Raw genomic sequence first — 23,996 nt, 5'->3', positions numbered from 1 at the left:
TTATCTGTATAAAGTAAAATGTCCAACAAAACTTCTGTTATCTCTACTATCATTAAGCTTTACAACATACCAATAATCTCCTGTTGGCAGTGGCTTACCTTTGTAATTACCATCCCATGAATCGTTTGCGGCAAGAGTTGCTACTTTTCGCCCGTATCTATCAAAAATATCGAAAGTAATATTAGGGTACTGTCCAACACATCCTGGTCCCCAAGTATCTAAATCGTTATCATTATTCGGGGTAAAGTAATTAGGAATGCAGACATCTATAAACTCAAAATAAGCCGTTGTAGTTGCCACACAACCATTACTATCGGTTACGGTTACTGTATAATCCCCAGAAGCATATATAAAATAAGCATTATCGCTTCCTTGGCTATCTCCATTTAAAGTAAACTCATAATTTCCAGAACCACCAGTTGCAGTGGCTACAATTTCGTTCATATCACCTTGAGCAAGTGAAACCGCTAATGGGTTATAGTTTTCAATTTCGAAATCTATAATCTCTTCACAGGTGTTTGAATGTCTTACTGTAATAAAATGTGTTCCTGATGCTAAATCTGTAAATACATTTTCGGTTTGATAGCTACCGCCATCTAATGAATAATCTATTTCTGATAAATCTATTTCTGTATCATCTACATTTACCATAACCATGTTACTTGTAGCATCTATACCATTTGTACAATACTCAATTTCAAGGTCGGCTATAATTTCTACAGATTCTGGGAATGTTATATTCCATTCTGATTCACATCCATTAGAATCGATAACGTATACAATATGATCTCCTCCAGATAATCCTGTAAAATCAAACTGTGTTTGTGTTGCGGTTCCTGTAAAATAACTTCCGTTTACATCATCTAGTGTAACGCTATATGGCATTTCGCCTCCAGCAATCTCGATACTAAACTCTCCGTCTTGATCTCCTGTACACGCTTCTGGATAAATGGAATCTGGTACAATACTTATAGATACAAAGTCTGGCTCGGTAACAGTAAAGTCATACAATACAAAGCACCCTAACTCATCTTGTACTATGGCTTGATAAGTCCCTGGTGATAAATCTGTAAAAATTGGCGTATCGAAGAACTGATCTAATCTTGGTGAAATTGCATATTTTATTTGCCCTGTGCCTCCTGAGGCTATAATCTCTAACATACCATCATTATCGCCTGCACAAAGCACATTGGTTACATCAAAAACTGCGGTTAATGGCTCGTCAGGTTCAGTAATTTCAACTAACGAACTAGTTTCTAAACAGTCTCCACTATTTACTCGTACCTGATAAATCCCTGCTGGTAATTCTGTAAATATACCTGGACTATCTTGGGTTACTGGTGTTATTGCATTTCCTGTGCTATCTTCTAAAGTATAAATATAATTACCTAAACCACCTTGCGCTGTTGCTATTATAACTCCTGTTTGGTCGCCATAACAATTAATAGTGGCGTTTTCTGCATCTATTTCAATTTCTAAATCTGGTAAAGGATCTATTGTTATTTCGTTAGAAACATTCGAGGTACATGCATTAGCATCGCGCACATAATACTGATAAGTTCCTGGGGTTACAGCAAATGTAGTTGATGATGCAAATGTGCCTAAAATAATTGCAAAATCTGATGTTTCACTGTATTCATAACTTCCTGTTCCGCCTGTTGCACTTAATGTTAACGTGGCGTCGGTGGTACATGTTTGTGTAGTTGTTGTTACTAAACTTGCCATAACTTCATCTGGCTGTGTTATGGTTATATCTGCTGATGTGCCTACACAATTATAACCATCGGTTACAGTTACATTGTAAGTTCCCGCTACTAAACCTTCGAAAATCGGAGAGGTCTGTGGTCCTGAACTACTAACTGTTGGTGACAACATATTTAATGTGTAACTATAATTACTACCTTGACCTCCAATGGCTGATACGGTAATTCTGCCATCTGAATCTCCATAACAATCTAGTGTAGTTGCATCTGGTATAGCAGTTACTACAATTGGATCTGGATTTTCTAAAACAACATTCACCGAAGCAATACAGCCCGAAGCATCTCTTACACTAACTACATAATCGTTAGCTATTAAATCTTCAAAAGTGGTTTCACTTCCGTAAGGCACTATTATGGTTCCTGTTAAAGTTTCTAACTGATATTCATAATCTAACCAACCTCCTGAAGCTACTACAGAAATTGAACCGTCGTTATTTCCAGAAATACAAGTTATTTCAGTATGTGTTTCAGTAATTGTTAATGCCTCTGTTGGTGCATCAATTGTAAAGTTTTGCGAAACTGTACAATAAGGCGTATTCGTTAAATTAGCAGTTATTGTGTACGTACCAGATGCCAATCCGCTAATTGTTGTTGGACCTGCATTTGCAACAGTTCCTGCAGTTACAGTTGCTCCAGTACTATCGAAAACTGTGTAACTAAACGCTCCAGATTCATCTGTAGGCGTTGGCACTCTATCTATAAATGTAACATCTACACTTCCATCGGCATCGCTAAAACAAGTTACGTTAACAACCGAATCTATTTCTAAAGTAAAAGTATTAGGGTCGTTTACATAATGTATAGTTTCTAGAGTACAATTAGTATCTAAGTTTACAACAGTTATAGAATAATTACCAATTGGTAAACCTGTAAACACGCCTGTTGTATTTGTTTGATTATAAACACCACCATATACTCCAGAAGCATCAATATCTTGAACTGTAAACTCTAAATTTGTTGGTGCTGGCCCTGTTGAGTTAACAGTTACAGTAATATCTTCATCGTTAGTACAAGTAATTGCATTATCAACAGTTACATCTATACTTTCTAAAGATGTAAAAGGAGAAATTGTAGCTGTAGTACTTCCTACACAACCATTATCGTCGTATACATTAATAGTGTAAGTACCACCTGAGAAATCAGATTCAGTATAAGAAGCATTAGCTCCATATTGTACAACATTACCTGATTTTATGAATTCGTAAATTGTATAGTTTGAAGACCCTCCGGTTACATTCGTTACAGTTATTGAAGCATAATTAACCGCATTTACACCTGTGTTACAAGCATACTCCACAACTGTTGGCGCCGCTACCATTATGGTATTAGGTTCGTTAACCACTACATTTGCAGTTTCAACACAACCTCTACCTGAGTTAACTTGTACTGTATAAGTTCCCGCAGTTAAACCTGTAAATACATTTGATGTTTGAGCAGACACAACAATTGGTGCTGTGATTTCATAGGTATAAATAGGATTATTATTACTTGCTGGTAAATCTACAGTAATAGTACCATCGCTACCACCATTACAACTTACATCGGTAGATGCAGCAGTAAAGGTTACTGGAGTTGCTGCTTCTACTGTAACAGACGCACTATTTGTACACATAGTAACATCATCTGTAACTGTAATAGTATAGGTTCCTGATGGCACACCAGAAAATACGTTTCCACTCAAACTTATAGTCGCTGGACTTGGACTAATTGAATAACTATAGGTTCCTGAACCACCAGTTGCATTTACAGTAATTACACCATCATCATCAGTACAAGAAGGTACTGTTGTTAATTCTGGAGTAACACCTAGGGCATTATAAATTTCTATGGTGTTTGTACTTGTAGCTGTACACCCATAGGCATCTTTTACAGTAACAGTATAAGTTCCTGGCGCATTTACTGTAAAAGTATCGCTTGTTTGATAAGAATTTCCTCCATCAATACTATATTCAAAAGGAGCTATTCCTGTTGTATTTGAAACTGTAAATGTATACGGATCTCCTGTTAAGTTACATTGATTTGATGCAAAACTTGGTAAAGTAACCGTTGGCAATGGATCTGTTGTAATAGTAACATCAATCATTGCCGGACAATTATTTACATCTAATACATAAACATCCCAATTTGTATTTACAGAAGGATCTAAAATAGCTGAGTCACTATTCGTATAATCTCCAGCTACAGGAGTAGTTCCATCTTCTACAAAAGCATAAGTATATGGCGATGTACCTCCCGTTGCTGTTACTGTTACTTGAGCACCTGTATTACAATTAGCATTTATATTACTTGTTTCTGCTAACGAAACTGTTGTTGGTTCTGATACTGTTACAGATGACGTTGCTGTACAACCTGTAGCTTCATCTGTAATATCAATGGTATGTGTTCCGGTTGGCAAGCCTGTTAATACAATATCATTTGCTGTTTGAGCTGTAATTACGGTTGTTCCTCCATCTAAAGAATAACTATAAGTACTGCTAAAGTTTGAAACTGTAAAAGTAACTTCTCCATCGGTACTTCCGTTACAACTTACATCTGATACTAATAAGCCAGAAACAGTAATATTTGTAACAGGATTAACTGTGTATGATTCTTGATAAGTACAACCATTGGCATCGGTTACTTCAAACAAATAGGTATCTGGTAAAAGACCTGTATATGTTCCTGTAGAATCACCAGTTGTATTAGATGTTGCACTTGCAGGCTCTAAAATAGCATAACTTACAGGCATTACTCCTCCTGTTGTTGTAAGTGTTACATCACTTGTAGTATTAATACATGTAATATCGGTTGAAGAAAAGTTCAAATCCGTTGGTGGATCTAATGTGGGTACATTCTGAGTTTCAGTTGCACTTAAACAGCCATTACTATCCATTACCACAATAAATACATCACCTGGTGTGTTGGTAGTATAAATATTGTTTGATGAAAATGATGTACCTCCATCAAAGCTGTAAGTATATGGCGATGTACCTCCACTAGCCGTTACGGTAATAGTAGCTGCTTGAGATGCATTTGAAGCATCACAAGTTAAACCTTGAGTTAAAGTAGGACTAGCTGCTACTATTGTTGGCTCAGTTAATGTAACTGAAACTGGCGCTGACACACAAGATTTACTGTCTCTTACAACAACACTATAGGTGTTTGGTGCTAAACCAGTAAATACATTAGAAGTTAGAAACGTTGAACCGCCATCAATACTATATTCATATGGTCCTTCGGTACCAGAAGCCGTTACTGTAATAGTTCCATCACTTCCACCATTACAACGTATATCTGTATGAATTTCTGTTGCTACTGGTGTCCCTAATGGCTCTACTGTTATTATATTAGATGTAGCTTGACAAGACTGACTATTTGTAACTCTAAATTCGTAAGTACCAGATGTTGTAACGGTATAAGTATCACTAGCTATAACCGCGAAAACGCCACCATTTATACTTACTTCATAGGTATATGGGCCTACACCAGTGCCTCCACTTGGTGTTAAAACTATAGTCCCGTCTGGTGTTATAGTACAGTCTAAATCTTTGGTTAAATCTGCATTCAATTGTAATTGAGGTTCTACCGTATATGTAGTAGACACAATACAGCCATTGTCATCTTGAATACTTAAAGTATATGTTCCAGGCGTATTTAATGTAAAGTTTGGATCGTTTTGGTAAGCACCACCAATACTATAGGTTGCATTACCATTATAAGTTGTTCCTGTGATTGTTATTGGCAATGGACTACCAACATAACATTGTGTTGCTAAATTATCAATAGTTGGTTCTGCATCTATTGGTAAATAAATGGTATCGAATTGTTCACAACCATAAGCATCACGAATGTAAATATCATAAGTTTCATCTCCCGCTAAATTAAAAGCATTAGATGTTCCCCAGCCTGATGGATCTGGAGTATTTCCTGTAACAACCGCCTGATATTCGTAAGGTGATGTTCCATTTTGACCAACAGCAATTATTGTTCCTAAATTATTACAATTTGCATTTTCTGAAACTGATGCTGAAACCGATAATAATATAGCTGATTCTGTTATATTAAATTCTGTAGTTACAACACCGCAACCAGCATTAGTGGCTCCTGCATCTTCTGTAATTACAATAATATAATTTCCAAAATCTAAAGGCCCTAAATTAGTCACCGAAATAGTACCATTCGCTGGCACACTTGCAGATCCTGAAATTCCAGTTGGATTTAACGATAATGATTCTCTAATATCATAAGTTACATCCGTTGGTACTCCATAACTACTCAAAATATCAAAACTTACATTTCCATCGGCACTTCCTGTACATGTAATATTATTTGGTACAACATTACTTGTTGTTAAAGTAGAATTGGTTGGAATAGGAATATCTGCTTGTTCGTAATAATAACACATAGTAGCTTCATCATACACTACAAACGTATAAGTTGCTCCAGGTACTAAGTTGTAAAAAGTTGTTTGTCCAGGTGAATCTTCATCTTGCCATGGCGCGGTTGTTGGCGAAGTATATACCATACCACTCCCTGTATAAATCGCAAAATGGAATGGTCCTGACCCAGTTAATGGTGTTCCAATAGCTACAGTAGCAGAACCCCCTGTGGAACAATCTGCTGGAGGCGCACTTACAGAAATATCTAAATCGTCTGGAGGAGAAGCAACAAGTATATCTTGAACTATTGCAGTACATCCATTTGTATCTGTTATAATAACTTCATATAATCCAAAGTCTACTACTTCAAAAACTACTGAAGATCCGGTTTGATTGGCAATAGCATTATCGTAGCCATTTACACCAGTTACATGATAAGTATAATTTGGTGTTCCGCCTGAAACCGAGTTAATTGTAATAGTTCCTAAAGAAACACCCCCTGCCCCACAAGTAATAGGTGTAACGGTATAAGACAAACTAACTGGCGCTGGCTCAGTAATAGTAATGGTGTCAGTATCGGTACATCCCTTAGAATCGGTAACGGTAATAGTATAATTACCTGCAGCTAAACCAGCTGTTTGTGTTCCATAATCTGTTCCGGTGGTATTATTAAATACATTAATTACGTAAGGTGGTGTTCCTAAAGTATTATCTACTGTAACACTAATAGCCGCATTAGATTCACCACTACATGTAATTGCTGCTGTTTGTACTACTGAAGTTATACTTGGATTTACTGGAGTAGTAACTATTACTTCATTAGTTTCTACCTCACATCCTGCCGAATCAGTAATTCTAAACATATAAGTACCTGCAGTTGTAGTAGTATAAGTAAACGAGGAACCCGAAAGTGTAGGTGTAAATGCTGTATACGTTGAACCACTATCTGTAGATACTTCAAAAGTTGAATATGAAGTTGATCCACCAGAAATATCTACATCAATTGTTGCGTCAGTTGGTGCAGCACATGTAATATCTTTTGTTAATAAAGCGTTTGCTTGTAATTGCGGATTAACTACTAAAGTTTGTGATGCTGTACAACCATTTCCATCTTGTATTGTAAAAGTATATGTTCCTGGTGCAGTTATTGTAAATGTTGGACTTGTTTGAAAGCCAGAGCCCATACTATACATTGCCGTACCTACTGATACAGTTCCGGTTAAGTTAATGGTTAAATCGTTACCAACATAACATTGTGGAGTTATCGGGTCTAAAGTTGGTTGAGCATCTGCTGTAATTGTAACTGTTGTAAAAGTAATACAATCATTGTTGTCTTTTACATAAACATCCCAAGTTAAATCTGTGGCAGAATTAGTATCTACTGTTACCACGTTATTACTAGAGTAAGATGCTAATGCTGGTGCCGATGCTCCAGAAATAACTGCTGCATATGTATAATTTGGTGTTCCTCCTGAAGCTGATACCGTAATTTGAGATGTATCATCATCACAATAAACATTTGTGGTTGTCGCCGATAAAGTTAGAGCATTGGCTGGTTGTGAAACAGTTACGGAAGCTGTATCTGTACATCCGGTTGCTTCATCAGTCACCTCAATTGTATAAGTACCTGCCGCTAACCCTGTTAAAGGTATTGAATTTGCGGTTTGTCCTGTAATAACAGTTGTACCACCATCTAGTGTGTAGCTGTAAGAACCTCCAAAATTAGATATGCTGAATGTAACTGCTCCAGTTGAGTCTCCAAAACAAGCCACGTCGGTATTTAAATTTGCTGTTGCAACAATATTTGTTACCGGTAAAACAGTAAATGATTCTTCGTAGTAACAATTATTTTCGTCAGTTACTCTAAATATATAGGTGTCTGGAGCTAAACCTGTAAAAGTACCTGTTGAAGCTCCTGTTGTATTTGAAGTTGCACTTGCAGGAGCTTGTATAGAGTAAGTTAATACACCAACTCCATCTGTTGCTGTTAATGTAACATCGCTTGTTGTAGCTAAACATGTTACTGTTGTTGCAGAAAATACAATATCTGAAGGTGGATTTAATGCTGTCACCGTAACACTATCGCTAAACACACAGCCATTAGCATCTCTAACAGAATAAGTTATGGTTTGATCGCTACCATTATCATTAATAGTTAAGGTATTAGTTGCTGAATAGTTAGATCCATTAAAACTATATAAATATGGTGAAGTTCCTGTAGTTGGAACATTAATAGTTATTTGAGCAGATTCAAAAGTATTTGAAACATTACATGAAAACTCAGTAACAGTATGCGTTGTTGTTAGTGTTACTGGTGCTATTAATGTTACAGAACCGTCATAAATACAACCATTAGCATCTCTTACTTGATAAGCATATGTTCCTTCTGATAAATTTTCGTATAATGAGGTTGTTGTAAAACCTGCTGAATCAAAATTATATTCATATGGTGCAGTTCCACTTGATGCTACAATTTGCACAGAACCATTAGAATCACCATTACATAAAGGATTAACTGTTGTTTCTGTAGCTGTAGGATTTGTTATTGGATTAATAACCACTGAAGCTTCTGCTACACAATTCTCGGCATCTGTAATTCTGAAATAATATGATCCATCTGCAGAGACAGAGTAAGTAAATGGACTTGCAGACGGCGTTGGTGTAATTGCTGTATAAGTTGTTCCGTCTGTAGAAACTTCATAACTAACATAAGGTGTGTAACCTCCAGTATAACTAATCTCTATTTCTGCATCTGGAGACGTTGTACAATCTAATCCTTTAGTTACAGCTGCATTTAATTGTAACTCTGGTTCAATTGTTTCTGTATCTAAAGCGAAAGTACAACCGTTAGAATCTCTAACAATTATATCGTAATTACCAGGTGTTAAATTACTAAATACATTATTAGATGTAAATGCACCACCATTTATATTATACTCATAAGGCGATAAACCTCCTGAAGTATTTACCTCTAGCGTAACACCCGTTCCAGCACTATAACAATATCCCGTTGTAACATTTATTGTAGCTGTTGGCCCTGTTGGATCTGTGATATTTACCGGTGTTGTAGTTGTACAACCTTGTGCGTCTGTAACTCTTACTACATAATTCCCTGCAACTACATTGGCTAAAACACCATTTGCTGGGAATGTAGCTACTAAATTTAATGTAGAATCTTCTAATAATTCATAAGAATATGCTGCTGTACCTCCTGTAGAACTGGCTTCAAGTGTTGCTCCATCTAAACAAGTTGGTGGTGTAACATCTACGTTTAACGTTATTGGTGCAGGTTCTGAAATTTCTGGAGTAAATGAAAATTCACAAGTGTCTGCTGCGGCATCATATCTAATTTGTAAATCATAAACTGCTGCAGACAAACCTGTTATTGTATGTGGAGATGTAGTTTCTGTTACCCAAGTTGCTCCACCATCTACGGAATATTGATATCCATTTGTGGCATCAAAATTTTCAACAGCTATTGTTATTTCACCATCTGATGCTCCAGAACACGAAACATCTTTAACCCCTGTTATATCTGCTGTAAAGGCATTCCCAGAGTCTACTACAAAAGGAAAATCCACTTCTGTAACACAGCTAACTGGAAGTTGGAATACATTAATATCATCAATAGCAATATCATTACCATTGATTCCAAAAATATTTGTTCTAACAACAAAATCTAATTCTGTATTATTTCCTGGATTTAATTCTATATTATACTCATTCCATTGGTTATTTTCTGGAATATTACCCGTTGTAATTGATGATACAATATTTCCAGTTGTAGGGTCTAAAACAGCCAATAACAAATCTGGTTCGATACGATTTCTATTCGCGCGAATTACATTTGCTACAAATAAATTTACACGAATTGGCTGATTAGGTATTACATCTGTAATTCGTTTTTTATAAAAATTATCATCTAAAGAAATTCCCGCTGTAGTTGAAGGATCTCCTATATTTACTAATAAATATCTTCCAAAAGTAGACCTATTTCCCGAAGTATGGTCTACAGGATTCCACCATGCTCCAAACGGACTTTCAATATTATAAGTAACGGAATATTCGCCATCATTTACAGAAATAGCAGCTCTACCATCTCCAGGTCTTACTTGCGATTCAAAAATATAAAAATCAACTCCGGGAGACTCGACATTTGTTTCTCCATAACCAAAATCCTCGGTTAATAAATTACTAAAAGTTGGTACATCTTCTAATTTATACTCTACGGTTATAACATGCGACCCTTCTGAAACATCTAAAAATGTTTTAGGATCGGTAGTATTTGTATTTTCTACACCATCAAGATAGTATGTATAGCTAAACGTATTGTTATCTTCATTATTTACTGTAACGGTAGCGTTTGCAGAACCATCACAATTAAAGTCTGGATCACCTACAGTTATTGTTGGAGCTACTGGTTCAGAATCTAAAACAACATCCGGCATGGCATAAATACAACCATTGGAATCTCTTATATATAATGTGTAAGTCCCAGGATTTACATACGCTTCGTTTGTAGTAACCCATGTTGCCTGATTATCAAAGCTATACTCATAAGGAGGTGTTCCTCCTTGTGGATTAGTAATCCTTACTGCGCCTTCTCCCGAAGGTCCGCAACCTGCCAACTCTGATACGCCACTTGATGCTGTTAACGCACTATCTGGCTGTGTTATCGTTATATCTCGAGTATCACTTAAACATTCTGCTCCATTTAAAGTGTATCTAACAATGGTTGAATATGTACCTGAACTTAAGTTTGAAAAAGTAGAAGAATTGCTATACGTAACGCCATTATCAATACTATAATCTACAGTAAAGCCATTGGCGTCGGCAACGTTAAAATTAATTTCACCCGTATTATCATTGTAGCACAATATGTTAGTTGAAGAGACTGTATGAGTTGGCACCTCAATGTCTTCAACTGTAATTGAAGTTTCGGCCGAACAATTATTATAATCTACAACTCTAATGTTGTAAGTTCCAGCACTTGTTACCGTATATGTTGGTGTTCCTTGAAAAACAGTTGTACTATTAATAAAATATGAATATGGAGGTGTTCCGCCAACCGGATAAATAGTTATTTCTCCGTCGGTACAAGTTAAAGGAGTTGTTAAAGCTGCCGTTACCGTTAATTCTGGTGGATTTATAATTTCGATATCTTCGGAGTAGGTACAACCATCTTCAGTAGATACATTAACAGTGTATGTTCCTGGACTTAAATTACTAAACGTATAATTATTATCATTTATTGGCCCAACGCTATTTACTAGCGTAGCCCCTTGATAAACAGAAAAGAAATACTGTGGGCGCACATCGTTTGCCGCTAAAACTACACTTCCTAATTCACCATAACACAATGGCTGATTAATAATAGTTGAAACAGTAAAATCGCGTTCACGCACTTGAACGTCTGGTACAGAAAAAATACATGGATTTGGAGACACACCAATTTGACGAATAAACACCTCGTATAAACCAGCTGTGGTAACTGTAAACACATTACTTTCTTGGTAATTCGTACCATCAATACTATACTCATAACCAGTTGGCACTCCACCTACCCTAATTTCACCTGAAGTAGTACAATATATATCACTAGCTGTTACAGTAGGATTTAAAATGTTAGTGTAAACATTAAAATAAAACTGATTAAAACAGCCGCCATCGTAATTTAATGTTAAGCGATATTGTCCGTCGGTATCAATAGTAAAATCTGGTCCTGTTGTAACTTGATTCCAAGTACATGAGGCATCTTCGTTGGCACAATCTTGATTTGCTACTGCTGTACAGCTACTCTCGTCTAACTTTTCCCAAATAATTGAAGTGGTATCTGTAATTCCTGTTTCAATTAATCTAGTATCGTTTGCGCCACATAAATAAAAGTTTGGCAAATCTTTACCATCGTTGGGACAAACTACAACCTCATCGGCAAATGGAATTAAAGGGTTGGTTACTCCTGCCCCAAATGTAATAACTTCGAAAACTTGATCGATTGATTGGCAAGGGGCTGTTGCTGTATTATGCACATAATAAGTTCCTGTTTGTGTTACTGTTAAGGTTTGTTCTGTGCCAATTACTGGAGTACCCGACGGACTAGTTGACCAAGAGTAGGAATCGTAACCTGCTCCTGCTGTTAAAGTTGTGCTCGCTCCACAAAGAATAACCTCTTCCTCGAAAGTACAATTAATATCGGCTAAAAAGTTTGTTGCTCCAGGGGTTAATAAACAGCCGGTATTGGTTGCAAAACTAGGATCGTCTGAAATAGTAAACTCTGTATTTATAGTACCTTGATAAGTTGAAAAAGCTTGGTTACTAATAATATTTGAACATGCATCGTTTAATAAACTACATGATGAAACTACTGTAACCATAAACCTAATTTCGGTAACGGGGTCGTTTTCTTCAACAACAGACTCGTCGACTTCAAAAATAATTTCTCTTGTGGATGCATCGTAACTTTGCACAGTTACACCTGGTGGTAAAACCCCTAAATCTGTTGGGTAATTAAAAATTACATTTTCAGGAAGAATATCACGAATAATCAAGTTAGTAGCATTATCGTTACCTGTGTTTTGAAAACCAATGGTATAATAAAGCTCGTCTCCTAAACTTACTTCTTGATCTCTAATATCGTTTCCAAATTCGTCTTCAACTATTTTCGTTAAAACAATATTTGGAGCGATAATTTCTATGGCAAACGCACTAAAATAATAATAATAAATATCTTGATTACTTCCCAAACTAATGGTGGCACTTGTGGCGTCATTTGCTATTACAGAGTTCCCTGCATTTGGTATACTAATAATTCCGGCATCGAAACCTAAGGTATTAGACCCATTTGGATTTCTGGCCGTAAATAATTCGGGAGTATTTGTTACTGGGTCTATGTAGGAAACAGTACTATTAAAAAAGTTATTGCCGGGCCTTATAACTGTACCTGCACTATTTGTAGCATCAATTGTATTACCATTAAGTCTTAAATAATCCCCTGAATATCTCCTATCTCCTTCAATGGTACTAAATGCAAATTCGGCTCGAACTGGTCCCGTAGGAATTGTTCTAAAACCTGAAACTGGAAAGGTTTCACTGATTGTACTTGTAATTCTAGTAAAACCATCGAACGAAGTAATATATTTACTTGGTAGCAAAGGATCTTGGTAAACAACAAAAAGTGACCAACCTGCAGAAAGTCCTTCAGAATTGGGTTTACGTCCTACTAACGAAGATATATTAGCCACAGCATAAGTTCCTTCAGGATTTGCCAGAGCCGAAACCATGCTAGTAACGTCGTGGTAATATACATATGTATTAGAATTGTTGTTATTCGATGCATTTTGGTAATACACTTCAGTACCTGTGATATCGACATAACTACCGCCAGGAACTTTAAACTTAATATCCGAAATGGGGTCGTCTCCATTTACAACTGCACTCCAGTATAAACCCGCATAAACCACTTGGTAACATGTAACATCGTCTGGAACGTCTAAATCGGCACTACTGGAATTAAAAGTTGAAGAATCTCCATCAATATCTACATGAACGGCCGCATTAATTCTATCGTTTGAATCGTTTCCATTATAAGGATTTGTTGGATGTATTCCAACATTACTATTACCAATAAGAAGAATATCTCCTTTAATAGCTTGATCGTAGCGAGGAGAAAACGGTACTAAATTTTGCCCAAACATTACATTTAAGCAAAACAAGGCAAATAGCATTACCAAAAAATTCTTAAAAAAGTAATTCTTTTTCATAAGCAGGAGCATTTTATATGGTTTTTGCTTGGGTACAAAAAACCAAGTATTTGGGCTTAAAACCACAAAAAGAACGCTAATTCTTACTTCACATTCTCGTTGTCTTGATTATATACACTTTATAACTATGTAAATATCGCATTTTTTTATAATAAAAAGTAAATAAGATCAGATTTTTTTTCTCTTTAACGAATAAATTTAACAATTTAGCCGTAAAAACCTTACAAAAAGAAGTATTTTACCTACAAGATTAGTTTTGAATATTTACAATTGAAGATTTACTTAAATATAAAGTAGATTTATTGTTTTGCATTGCAGATCTTGCCGACGCCAAATCATTAAACACTTTAGTATAAATGTAATATTTACTACTGTTAACATCGTAAAAGAAATCGACGTTAGAATCACCGAATTGCAATACTTTTCTAACAAAATCGTCTCTCTTATTTGTATCAGAATGTACCGCTAAAACTAAATAATACCCGGCTTCAACATTAGCAACTCGATTAATAATTAAAATATTATTCGGGATTACTTCACCAAAATCAGATTCGCTTATTGTAGGTGTTTGCTCTGTAACTGTTGTATTTTCTTTTAATGCTTTTAATGCACCTCTATCTTTATTATAACGTTCCTGTTCGTTATCGAAAGCAGCTCGTTTAATTCTGCGTTTTCTTTCAAAATCAGTATCTTCCTTAATTTGAACTAACTGATTTAACAAGATTTGCCTAGTTTTTAAAATTTCTGCCTGTTGCGATTTTAATTTTTCTATCTCGCTAGCATAATACGTATTTACTTCATCTTTTGCTTTTCTCGTATTTTTAAGTCTTGTTTTATACAAAGATTCTAATTTAGTAATACGGCTACTTTGAGACTTTAATACATCATCAATTTCTGACTTAATGGCTTCTAGTTTAGCATTTTCGGCCGATGTACTCTTGAATGGTTTAGGCTGTTTATAAATACCTTTTTCACTTAAATCGTTTTCTTCTTTTAAATCGGCTAAGTCCTGCTTTCTGCTTGCCACAGCATCTTTTAAACGATTTATTAAATTTTGTTGATCGATTCGAGCATTCACTGTTAATTCGGTTAAACGCTTCATTTCCAGCGACTCCTTATCTTTGGAAGCAGGAATTAAAACACCATCGAGCATCACTGTATCTAATGCTTTTTCGGCCTCTTCAGCTAAACGTTTCTTTTCTGCTTCGGCTTTTGCTTTAGCTTCTGCTGCTAAGCGTTCTTGCTCTAATTTTGCGGCTGCTTCAGCTTCGGCTTGTTTTTTAGCCTCTTCAGCTAAACGGTTCTTCTCTGCTTCGGCTTTTGCTTTAGCTTCTGCTGCTAAGCGTTCTTCCTCTAATTTTGCTGCTGCTTCAGCTTCAGCTTGTTTTTTAGCCTCTTCAGCTAAACGGTTCTTCTCTGCTTCGGCTTTTGCATTAGCTTCTGCTGCCAAGCGTTCTTGCTCTAATTTTGCTGCTGCTTCAGCTTCGGCTTGTTTTTTAGCTTCTTCAGCTAAACGTTTCTTTTCCGCTTCAGCTTTTGCATTTGCTTCTGCTGCCAAGCGTTCTTGCTCTAATTTTGCCGCTGCTTCAGCTTCAGCTTGTTTTTTAGCCTCTTCAGCTAAACGGTTCTTTTCTGCTTCGGCTTTTGCATTAGTTTCTGCTGCCACGCGTTCTTCCTCTAATTTTGCCGCTGCTTCAGCTTCGGCTTGTTTTTTAGCTTCTTCCGCTAAACGGTTATTCTCTGCTTCGGCGTTGATTTTAGTTTCCTTACTTGTATCTGCTTCAGGTTTAGCTTTAACCACCGGCTTTTTAGAAGTTGTTTTACGCCTTGGTGAATATCTTTTTTTATTTCTATTAGAATTTAACAACCCTTGTTCATCTTCATCGCCGCTATAAATAAAACGTTTATTGTTATTATTAAATTTATAAGCCAATGTGATTTCATGAGAACTACCAAAATTATTTAATTCGCCTATGGCTTTTTCATAATTATATTCTAATCCTATATTATTTGTAACATTAAACCCAATGCCGCCAGACGCTCCATAAAAAGTATTATAACCAACTTGTGCCCAAATACCTTTTGGAACCGTAAGCATTACAACTCCTGAAAGAATTGTTTGATCCTTTTTAAACTCTGAACGTACAAAACCAGTAAATTTACTTTCGTCGAAAAAACCACGACTATCTGCATAACCGGTGTACATAATATGACCTTGAATGGATTGCTCTGGATTGTCTTCTAACATCTGCGATGTTGTAAAATTATAAGCAACAATATTGTTTAAAGACACTCCAAAATCGAAAAACATAGTCCCGTAATTAATACCAGGATTTATGGTTATTAAAGTATTTGACGGTATATTTTGCAAAGAAGGATCTTGATAATTTGTAACCACATCTCCACTATTCACTCCACTTTTATAGGCTGCTAAATTAAGACCAAAAGTTAAATTTTGATCACGATTTATAACTGCGTTATAAGCTATGTTAGCAACCCCACCAAACGTAGTTAATATTCCGTAATTTTGCTGAAACAAACCTAAGCCGGCTCCTAAATTTTCTTTAAAACGCCCAGAATAACTAAATAAATATGTTTGTGGTGCATTTTCGAAACCCACCCACTCACGCTTATTGGTAAAACTAACATATTTATTTTGCTCTCGAACAAAACTAAAGGTTGGGTTAATAGCGTATTTATTAAAACGCAAAGAATTTCGTACAGGTAATTGTAATGCCACTACTCCATCTTGCTCTTGAGCACTAATTTGCTGTAGGAACAAAATAAATAAGATTAAACATGGCATTAGTTTTTTCATACTATTTTAGTACTGTAATAGACCCTTTTTTGGTTTGATTATTTTCGGGTTTTATGATGTAATAATACACGGAATTTATACTTGTTAAATCCATTGTTTCTTGAGGCCAATTGTTTAAATAATTATTGGTTTGCAGCACCACTTCACCACGAGATGACATAATAACAACAACTGTATTTGAACCACTTACATATTTTTTTGGAATAACCCAAGTATCGTTTACGCCATCGTTATTGGGGCTAATTACATTTGGTATATTTTCTACATCTGGGAATGGTTCGGTAACAGAAAATGTAAGCGTATTTGAAGTTTCACAACCATTTGTTTGAGTTATAACCGCTTGATAATCTCCTGCTTGATTCACTACTAATGAGCTAGTGGTTTCTCCAGATATTATAACGTCATTCAAAATCCATTGAAACATTGGTGCATCGGCATCTGTAGAAATATTTACAGTAACTGATTCTCCATTTGACAAAGAAAATTCATCTTCTACATTTAAACTACTTGTAAAAGTCATAGTATCTAAATCTATTGAAGCCGTTGTACTACAACCACCTAAATCAATATTTACCGTGTAAAATCCAGAAATATTTGTATTATATGTTTGATTTGTGGCATTTTCAATAAGTTCTCCATCTTTATACCATTGATATGAATTAGCGCTAATGGCACTTAAAATTGTTTCGCCGTCACTTGCACAATAAGGGTTACCGCGACTCGACGTTATTTCGGAATCGTTTCCAGAAGCCGATTCGCTTATAACCACTCGGTTAGAGTAAGAGTTTGAAGTACAAGTACCATAATTAGTTTCTGCATAATAGGTTCCAGCTTCGGTAACTTCGTATGTTAATCCGGTATGTACGATTACTGACGTGGTTGCTGAAACTAACTTATACCAATTAAAATTTAAGGATGGATATTGTAATGGAGAGTCGTTATCGTCGTTACCTGGATTATCAATAGTTAATAAATAACTTCCTCCAGCACAAAATATCCCTGTGGGAATTAAATTATTGATTGAAAATGGTGTGTCTTGAATTTTGTAGTACGCTGCAAAAGCAACTGATGGCGTACTTGACGCAATTGGCGCTGTACTTTTTACTCTTACCTTGTAGGCTTCGCCCGAAACTGTTTCTGGAAATGCAAAAGTTATTGTAGCAGGAGAGCTTGTAATTTCACCTTCTGCCGAAGAATAAACCGTTGTTGGGTTGGTAAAATCGCCAGTTGGGTCGGACAATTCTATAAAAAACTGATTAGAGACTAGTAATGCCGTATCGGGTGAAAATGAAAAAGTAACCTGATACTCATTAAACGACTCACTTGCACAAGCTTGCGTAAATCCTAAAGTAGGCTTACCAATTATAACTTGCCCGTGTAATTGAGATAAACCCAAAATAAAAAACAGTATAAAAGTAATATTTAAGAGTTTCATTTCAATCACTTTTAAAAAACCGTACTTCGACCTTTTAATCCATTTTTTTTAATCTGGTTCGTATTAATATAATTGAATTGTAATTACAATTGAAATACTGGAAAGGTATAAATTCGAAACACTATTTTTAATTAAAACTTTAATCGCGGTCTAAATCAGAGTCAATATTTGTAGCCATAATTTTATTAATTCGTAGTCTAAAATCTGGTTTCTTTTCATTTTTCGAATCGATAAAAGTCTCAGAATCATCACCTTCAGAATACACATTAAAAAAAGCTCTGTTACCGTACCAGTTTTCTAAATCTTCGTTATTACTATTATTTTCAATGAAAATATTACCATTACAATTATTAAAATACATTTCGGAAAATTTAATTTTATCTAAACTTTCTTGATTAATTCTTATGGTATTTTGAAAAATAACAGCAGGATTAAAACCTGAAATAACACTTTTATTTAAATCTAACGAAGTATTTTCTCCAACATATACGGCTTCATTTACCAATCCTTTTTGTATATCTGCCTTAATATCATCGCTTTCGGTTACAAAAGTTAGGTTTTTGGCCGCCACGAAAGTATTTTTCTTTGAAAAATCGACCTCTTGAATATTATTATAAGATTTAACCTGTAAACTACGAGCCACCTCACTATTTGATATAAATGGCGAACGAATTGCAACAGAATTTTCTATTATGGCTTGAGCTCCAAAATTAAATTTATAATCATTACCCGAAGCTCTGTAGGAAACCATTTTCTTTAAATGAGGTGCACCACCCCAAGCTTTAAAAGAATCGCCAGCACAATAACTCGCCATAACGTTCTCGAAAATTGTTTCGCTTCCAACACCTGCTAATAACAAACCATTAGTATACCCAATATTTCTCAACCTGTTTCCAGCATATTCTATGCGAACGTAACGCAAAATACCTGAGTTATCGTCAACAATATTTCCACCAAAATTGGCACTAGCATACGAGGCTGGGTCTAAATTACTATAATATTGAGCCACCGAGCCGTTTCCAAACTTATTCGATGGTGCATTTCCTAAAATAGTAATGCCACCCCAATCGCCTGGTCGCTTCGATATTTTTTCTGAAGTAAATACAATAGGATCTGTTTCGTAACCATCTGCAATAATTTTAGAACCTCGAGTAATAGTTAAGGAAGCTTTAGTTTCGAAATCACCAATAATTACTGTTCCTGGCTCGATAGTAAGAGTAGCTCCATCTTTTACAAAAACATTACCTACTAATAAATAAATATCGCGTTTATTTAATTTCGTGTCTTCGGTAATATCTCCGGTTAAAATTTTATTGGGCTCACCATAATCTTTTGTGGCAGATTTGAACTCCGTCCAATAATTAAGCCAATTTGTTGGACCAAAAATTCCTTTTTCTTGTTGTGCAAACATATTACCTGCAAAAAACAGGCATATCCATAACACTTTAGTAATGTTATTCATAGTCATAATTTTAGTTATTAGTAGCTTTGGGGAGCTAAGTAATTTGGTTTACCAAAAATAGAATAAAATCCACGAAAAACCAATTTTATCGTTAAAATACATTATTTTTTAATTTTATTTATATTTTTTATCGACGAAATGCACAAATTAAGTGTTTTTACTTTTTTAATTGCCAAAAAATAATAAGAGCTATTATTTGATTGCCATCACGCAAATTGCTAAACACATATAAATGTGATATTTATGAACATCTAAAAACCATGACAGGATTACCAATTATATTTTGAATAAACTTAAATGGAATACTAGCGAAACTCGCTGTAAGTATGCAACGATTTAATTATTTCTTCATAAAATAAAATAGCCGCAATTAAATTTTGGGTATCGGAATAAGGCAAAAATGTATTTTGAAACTCCTTATTACTCTCCATATACTTATCTGTTTCTTCAAATTGAGCATCGAGCATTTTACGGTTATCACTTGTATTAGGGATGCCTAGCGTAGTCATTGTTACTCCTGGCTTTGTTGCAAAAGCAATATAAGGCAATGTTTTAACTAAGCTTTCTATACGCTCAACATATAAGGAGAGTAATTCACCTTTCTGCATAGATTGTAATTCAGATTTGTTGTGGTATTTTTTTATTGCTACCGACTGACTAATTATGCTTTTTGCTTCTTTATTTTTTTGTGCAAAGGCAGTATTTACAGTGAAAAATATACTAAAAACAAGGAATATAACTTTGGTTTTCATTACATAGACTTTAGGGTTCTTTCGCAAATTTATGCAATTTAACGCAAAAAACAAGCGTTTTGTCGATTTATTTTAATAAAAATCGCCTATATCATTCATAATCACCATTTAAAACGAAATCTGAGCAAAAAAAGATTAATTAAACAAATAACTATTATTCATCTTAAAACAGCGTTCTTCTCCTAAAAATAATGGATTACCATGTTTCTCAGACCAAAAGCCTTCTAAAATATCCTTACTTAAGCATTTGTAAACAACAACACCTTTATATATATTATTTTGTTCATCAGCATAGTTAAAGTTAATTACCAAAATATTATTTTTAAAAAAGCCAGTTCCTTTTTGTTCTTGCTCCTTACCAATAACCCAACGAGCCAAAACACGATTATTCTCATCTAAATTTAAAGTTAATGTGCCTTTATACTCGGTCTTTTCGGCATTTTGGTTATTACCTATTACAGAGAATTCACCAATTAAATCTTCTATATTCATTACTTCCCGATACAATATTTAACTATCCTTATATCTATTAGCGTTAAGCCGTTTGGGCAACAAATAGGATACAAAAAACACATAAAAAGAGTAAATAAAGAGTAAACATCAATAAATAAAGCAACAAATATAGCATAAAAAAAACCGCTCGATTAGAGCGGTTTCCAAATAAAAACACCAAGCATTAATTAGCTGTACCAGAGCCTAAATAAATACTGTTTGATACTTGACTACCATCAGCAGTAATAAACGCCATAAATAGCTCTACCGTATCACCTGCATAAGTTGTAGGGATTGAAACAATTTGAGAACCTACTGTTCTGTCTGCTCCATTAAGTAAAGAAATAGATTCCTTTTTTGATGGATTGTAAACCAATAACATTGCCTTGTCAGTAGCATTTGCGTTACCTTCAGCAGAGTTATCATCCCACCCAAAAGTTACTTCTCCAGCAGTTGCTAAATCAGTCGTCGGGTTTAACGCACCAGATAAACCTCCGCGACTTACTAAAGCGTTTGGATAGTCAACAACAAAGTTTGGTTCTGTACCTGTAATCGCATTATTCAACACATACGACATTGCAGCATTAAATTCTGTTTTCTTAACAGCTAATCCTTTATACCCTAACTTAATAAAAGGCTTTACAGCCTGTAAAAATTCTAAAGTGGCAGTAAACTTCGTTCTTTGGTTTACTTGACCAACAGTTCTTGGATTGGCTACACTTGAGGGTTTAATTCTAATGTAATCAATTCCTTTCCAGCTTCCACCGATAACGTTTCCAACCTTACCTGAAAGCCCTCCTAAAATACCTTGGGAAATTTTACCCATAACATAAATAATTTAAATGAAACTTGTTTTTCTTCGGACTTGGTACGGACTTAACACGAAGTTGTACCTTCCGATTGAATATATAGCAAATTTTATGCTATTCGTTAGATATGGATTTTGTTGCTTTAGATTGCTTCTTTTTGCATTTTAGAAAATAAACTTTGAATGTATGATACTTTCAAATCTGCCATTTTTGAAATGACTTTTTGAAGTTCGGCTTCTTTTTTACTAATTACTGACACAATATTAATATGCTTTTGCAATTGAAATTCATTATTTATTAATGATGTAAAACTATTTTTTAGAGTATTTCTGCAATCATCTATTGAAATAAACGGAATAACACTTCCTTTTAAATAGTAAGCGTAAAAACCGCCTATTTGTAACATCATAGATAAGTGAAAAAGTGTGTGTTTTACCTCTTCTGTTGTAGTAGTGACAACGAAACAGTTAGCACAGGATTTTAAGAGTGGTTTTCCGCTGTTTAGCCCTTTGTTTAGTATAAAAAAATGAGGGTTTGAGTAAGTTTTTCCTGCTCGATGTGTTTTCAGTTTAAAAGTTGACATAGCTATCCAATTTAAAATTGCTTCGCTACGCTTCGCGCCATTATTTTTTTTGAAAAGAAAAAAGATAGCCATAGTTGTTGTGGCGTGGGTAAGGCTGTCAAGGTTTTTGGATAAAAGTTTTTTGAGTTGAATGTCTAAATCAAAAGAAAAAGGGTCTTGAAAAAAGTTTTATTCAAAACCCGTAGGGCTTGACCTTTATAGCCTTGTGCGGTTGGCAGAGGTAGCCACATATATTTGCTACCTTTTTTTATTTTAATCCTATAAATGCAAATATTACTATTATTATCAATATAACTATTGTGAAAAATTTTGTAGAATAAGAATCGTCTCCTTCAGGATTTTCGATTTTATTACCGTTTTCATCTATATCGTGAGGAAAGAATAAATCAAATAATGATTCAATCAGTTTTTTCATACATTAAATATAACTTTTCTGGGGAATTAACACTTAAAAAAATAGGTTGCATTTTGTTATTGAGTGTTGGATGAAGCGTTTGTATGGGTAGCGTTTTAAATAGTTGTTTGATAAAACAGCATTTAAACAAGCTACTTATACAGGACTTTTAGACAATAGCTTATTGCTTTTTTGAGGCACGATAAAAAGTAATGTGCTATGGCGTAATACTACATATTATAAACCTATTTTTTTATAACCGCTGACTTGGGTGGTGGGGAAAAGTGGTCTTTAATATTTGTTAACGAAATGAAACAAACAAAGACTTGAGGTAAGGAATACTTGGACTTAACGATGGTTTTGTGCAGATGAATGAGATAACTTATATACTAACCTACTTTAAATTACTACTGATTCAATATAGTGCCAAATGTGGTTTTATATTCCAATGTGAGCGTTGGAATAGCGGATATTTTACATAATAGCAGTTATAGCGACGAAAATATAATAACACGCCGTAGGCAACCTCTGAAAGGATTTTTGCTCCTATAACTTCTATTATGTAACATAGCTTGGGATTGGTTTTGTGGCGGAATAGTTGTTTTGAACGTTGGCAATAGCTCTTTGCTTTTTTATTGTACCAATTTATTAAAATGGATACTTTTAAATAAAAAAAGAAATGTGCTATTATAGCGCTGGCTACAAGTATTATGACATAAAACCAATTATGTATTGGCGTGCGGAACAACACAAAAGACAGAGGATTTTGAGGTACGAAAAAACTGGGTTTTGGGTTGTGGGGAATAAAAAAAGAGCCTTCCGAAAAAGACTCTTTCATTATTGCTTAATGGTCGTGATTTGAATGGTCATCACTTTTTTCTTCACCAGATTGATTCATCATCATTTCGTGGTCGTATTTACAGCAACCTGGTAAACCATCATATGCTTCTTCATCACCTGCAATTTTTTCGGTATCATATCCTGAAGCTGCGATTGCTTTATGGATTGCCATTGCATCGGTTTTTGTATCATCAAAAGACACGTCAATCTTCTTTTTATCGACATCCCAATTAGCACTTGCTACGCCTTCAACACCGTTAGCTGCTTCTTCGATAGTGTTTTTACACATTCCGCAATTTCCTCTTACACCAAAAGACAGGTCTGTGATTGCCATATCTTTTGACATTTCAGTAGTTGTGGTTTCTGTTTCTTTTTTGGTTTCGTTTTTACAACTTGTAAAACCTAATGCTGCTATTACAGCTACACTTAAAATTACTTTTTTACTCACGTCGATTACATTTTTGTTTTTGTGTTCGTGATTTTTCTTTGAAAAATTCATTGTTTCAAATTTAATTGTTATTACTTGATTT

At 34.9% G+C, this 23,996-nt stretch carries 10 protein-coding genes; all 10 read right to left on the bottom strand.

Translation table 11 applies throughout. The features are described 5' to 3' along the window. Positions 1 to 13,881 carry a T9SS type B sorting domain-containing protein gene (locus LG651_RS12355; protein WP_226696427.1) on the bottom strand — a complete coding sequence of 4,627 codons (13,881 nt, stop codon included), beginning with the start codon at positions 13,879 to 13,881 and terminating at the stop codon, positions 1 to 3. Positions 13,882 to 14,131: 250 nt separating this feature from the next. Beyond that, a complete protein-coding gene (locus LG651_RS12350) occupies positions 14,132 to 16,687 on the bottom strand; it encodes a PorP/SprF family type IX secretion system membrane protein (protein ID WP_226696426.1) in 2,556 nt (851 codons plus the stop codon). A 13-nt stretch (positions 16,688 to 16,700) separates the two neighbouring features. Further along, the gene (locus LG651_RS12345) at positions 16,701 to 18,134 is read right to left on the bottom strand and encodes a T9SS type B sorting domain-containing protein (RefSeq protein ID WP_226696425.1); all 1,434 of its coding nucleotides are present in this window, start codon (positions 18,132 to 18,134) and stop codon (positions 16,701 to 16,703) included. Positions 18,135 to 18,273: 139 nt separating this feature from the next. Next, a complete protein-coding gene (locus LG651_RS12340) occupies positions 18,274 to 19,596 on the bottom strand; it encodes a hypothetical protein (RefSeq protein WP_226696424.1) in 1,323 nt (440 codons plus the stop codon). A gap of 305 nt (positions 19,597 to 19,901) precedes the next feature. Then, positions 19,902 to 20,348 carry a hypothetical protein gene (locus LG651_RS12335; RefSeq protein WP_226696423.1) on the bottom strand — a complete coding sequence of 149 codons (447 nt, stop codon included), beginning with the start codon at positions 20,346 to 20,348 and terminating at the stop codon, positions 19,902 to 19,904. Between the two features lie 135 nt (positions 20,349 to 20,483). Further along, entirely contained in the window at positions 20,484 to 20,840 is a 357-nt protein-coding gene (locus LG651_RS12330) for a hypothetical protein (protein ID WP_226696422.1), read from the bottom strand. 184 nt (positions 20,841 to 21,024) lie between these two features. Next, entirely contained in the window at positions 21,025 to 21,666 is a 642-nt protein-coding gene (locus LG651_RS12325; protein ID WP_226696421.1) for a DUF6266 family protein, read from the bottom strand. A gap of 125 nt (positions 21,667 to 21,791) precedes the next feature. Next, complete coding sequence (locus LG651_RS12320; protein WP_226696420.1) at positions 21,792 to 22,304, bottom strand: DUF6943 family protein; 513 nt, start codon at positions 22,302 to 22,304, stop codon at positions 21,792 to 21,794. A 175-nt stretch (positions 22,305 to 22,479) separates the two neighbouring features. Continuing rightward, entirely contained in the window at positions 22,480 to 22,647 is a 168-nt protein-coding gene (locus tag LG651_RS12315) for a hypothetical protein (protein WP_226696419.1), read from the bottom strand. Positions 22,648 to 23,470: 823 nt separating this feature from the next. Further along, positions 23,471 to 23,965 (bottom strand): heavy-metal-associated domain-containing protein, encoded by a 495-nt coding sequence (locus LG651_RS12310; protein ID WP_215924619.1) that lies wholly within the window; start codon positions 23,963 to 23,965, stop codon positions 23,471 to 23,473. Positions 23,966 to 23,996: the final 31 nt, after the last annotated feature.

The sequence above is a fragment of the Neotamlana sargassicola genome, from assembly GCF_020523965.1.
In the GTDB taxonomy this organism is placed as follows: domain Bacteria; phylum Bacteroidota; class Bacteroidia; order Flavobacteriales; family Flavobacteriaceae; genus Neotamlana; species Neotamlana sargassicola.
The sequence above is the reverse complement of the archived record's forward strand: the minus strand, read 5'-3'. Positions and strand labels throughout refer to the sequence as shown.

Excerpts from the sequence above, each read along its gene's own strand:
- LG651_RS12355 (WP_226696427.1), bottom strand. The coding sequence starts at position 13,881 with ATGAAAAAGAATTACTTTTTTAAGAATTTTTTGGTAATGCTATTTGCC.
- LG651_RS12350 (WP_226696426.1), bottom strand. The coding sequence starts at position 16,687 with ATGCCATGTTTAATCTTATTTATTTTGTTCCTACAGCAAATTAGTGCT.
- LG651_RS12345 (WP_226696425.1), bottom strand. The coding sequence starts at position 18,134 with ATGAAACTCTTAAATATTACTTTTATACTGTTTTTTATTTTGGGTTTA.
- LG651_RS12340 (WP_226696424.1), bottom strand. The coding sequence starts at position 19,596 with ATGAATAACATTACTAAAGTGTTATGGATATGCCTGTTTTTTGCAGGT.
- LG651_RS12335 (WP_226696423.1), bottom strand. The coding sequence starts at position 20,348 with ATGAAAACCAAAGTTATATTCCTTGTTTTTAGTATATTTTTCACTGTA.
- LG651_RS12330 (WP_226696422.1), bottom strand. The coding sequence starts at position 20,840 with ATGAATATAGAAGATTTAATTGGTGAATTCTCTGTAATAGGTAATAAC.
- LG651_RS12325 (WP_226696421.1), bottom strand. The coding sequence starts at position 21,666 with ATGGGTAAAATTTCCCAAGGTATTTTAGGAGGGCTTTCAGGTAAGGTT.
- LG651_RS12320 (WP_226696420.1), bottom strand. The coding sequence starts at position 22,304 with ATGGCTATCTTTTTTCTTTTCAAAAAAAATAATGGCGCGAAGCGTAGC.
- LG651_RS12315 (WP_226696419.1), bottom strand. The coding sequence starts at position 22,647 with ATGAAAAAACTGATTGAATCATTATTTGATTTATTCTTTCCTCACGAT.
- LG651_RS12310 (WP_215924619.1), bottom strand. The coding sequence starts at position 23,965 with ATGAATTTTTCAAAGAAAAATCACGAACACAAAAACAAAAATGTAATC.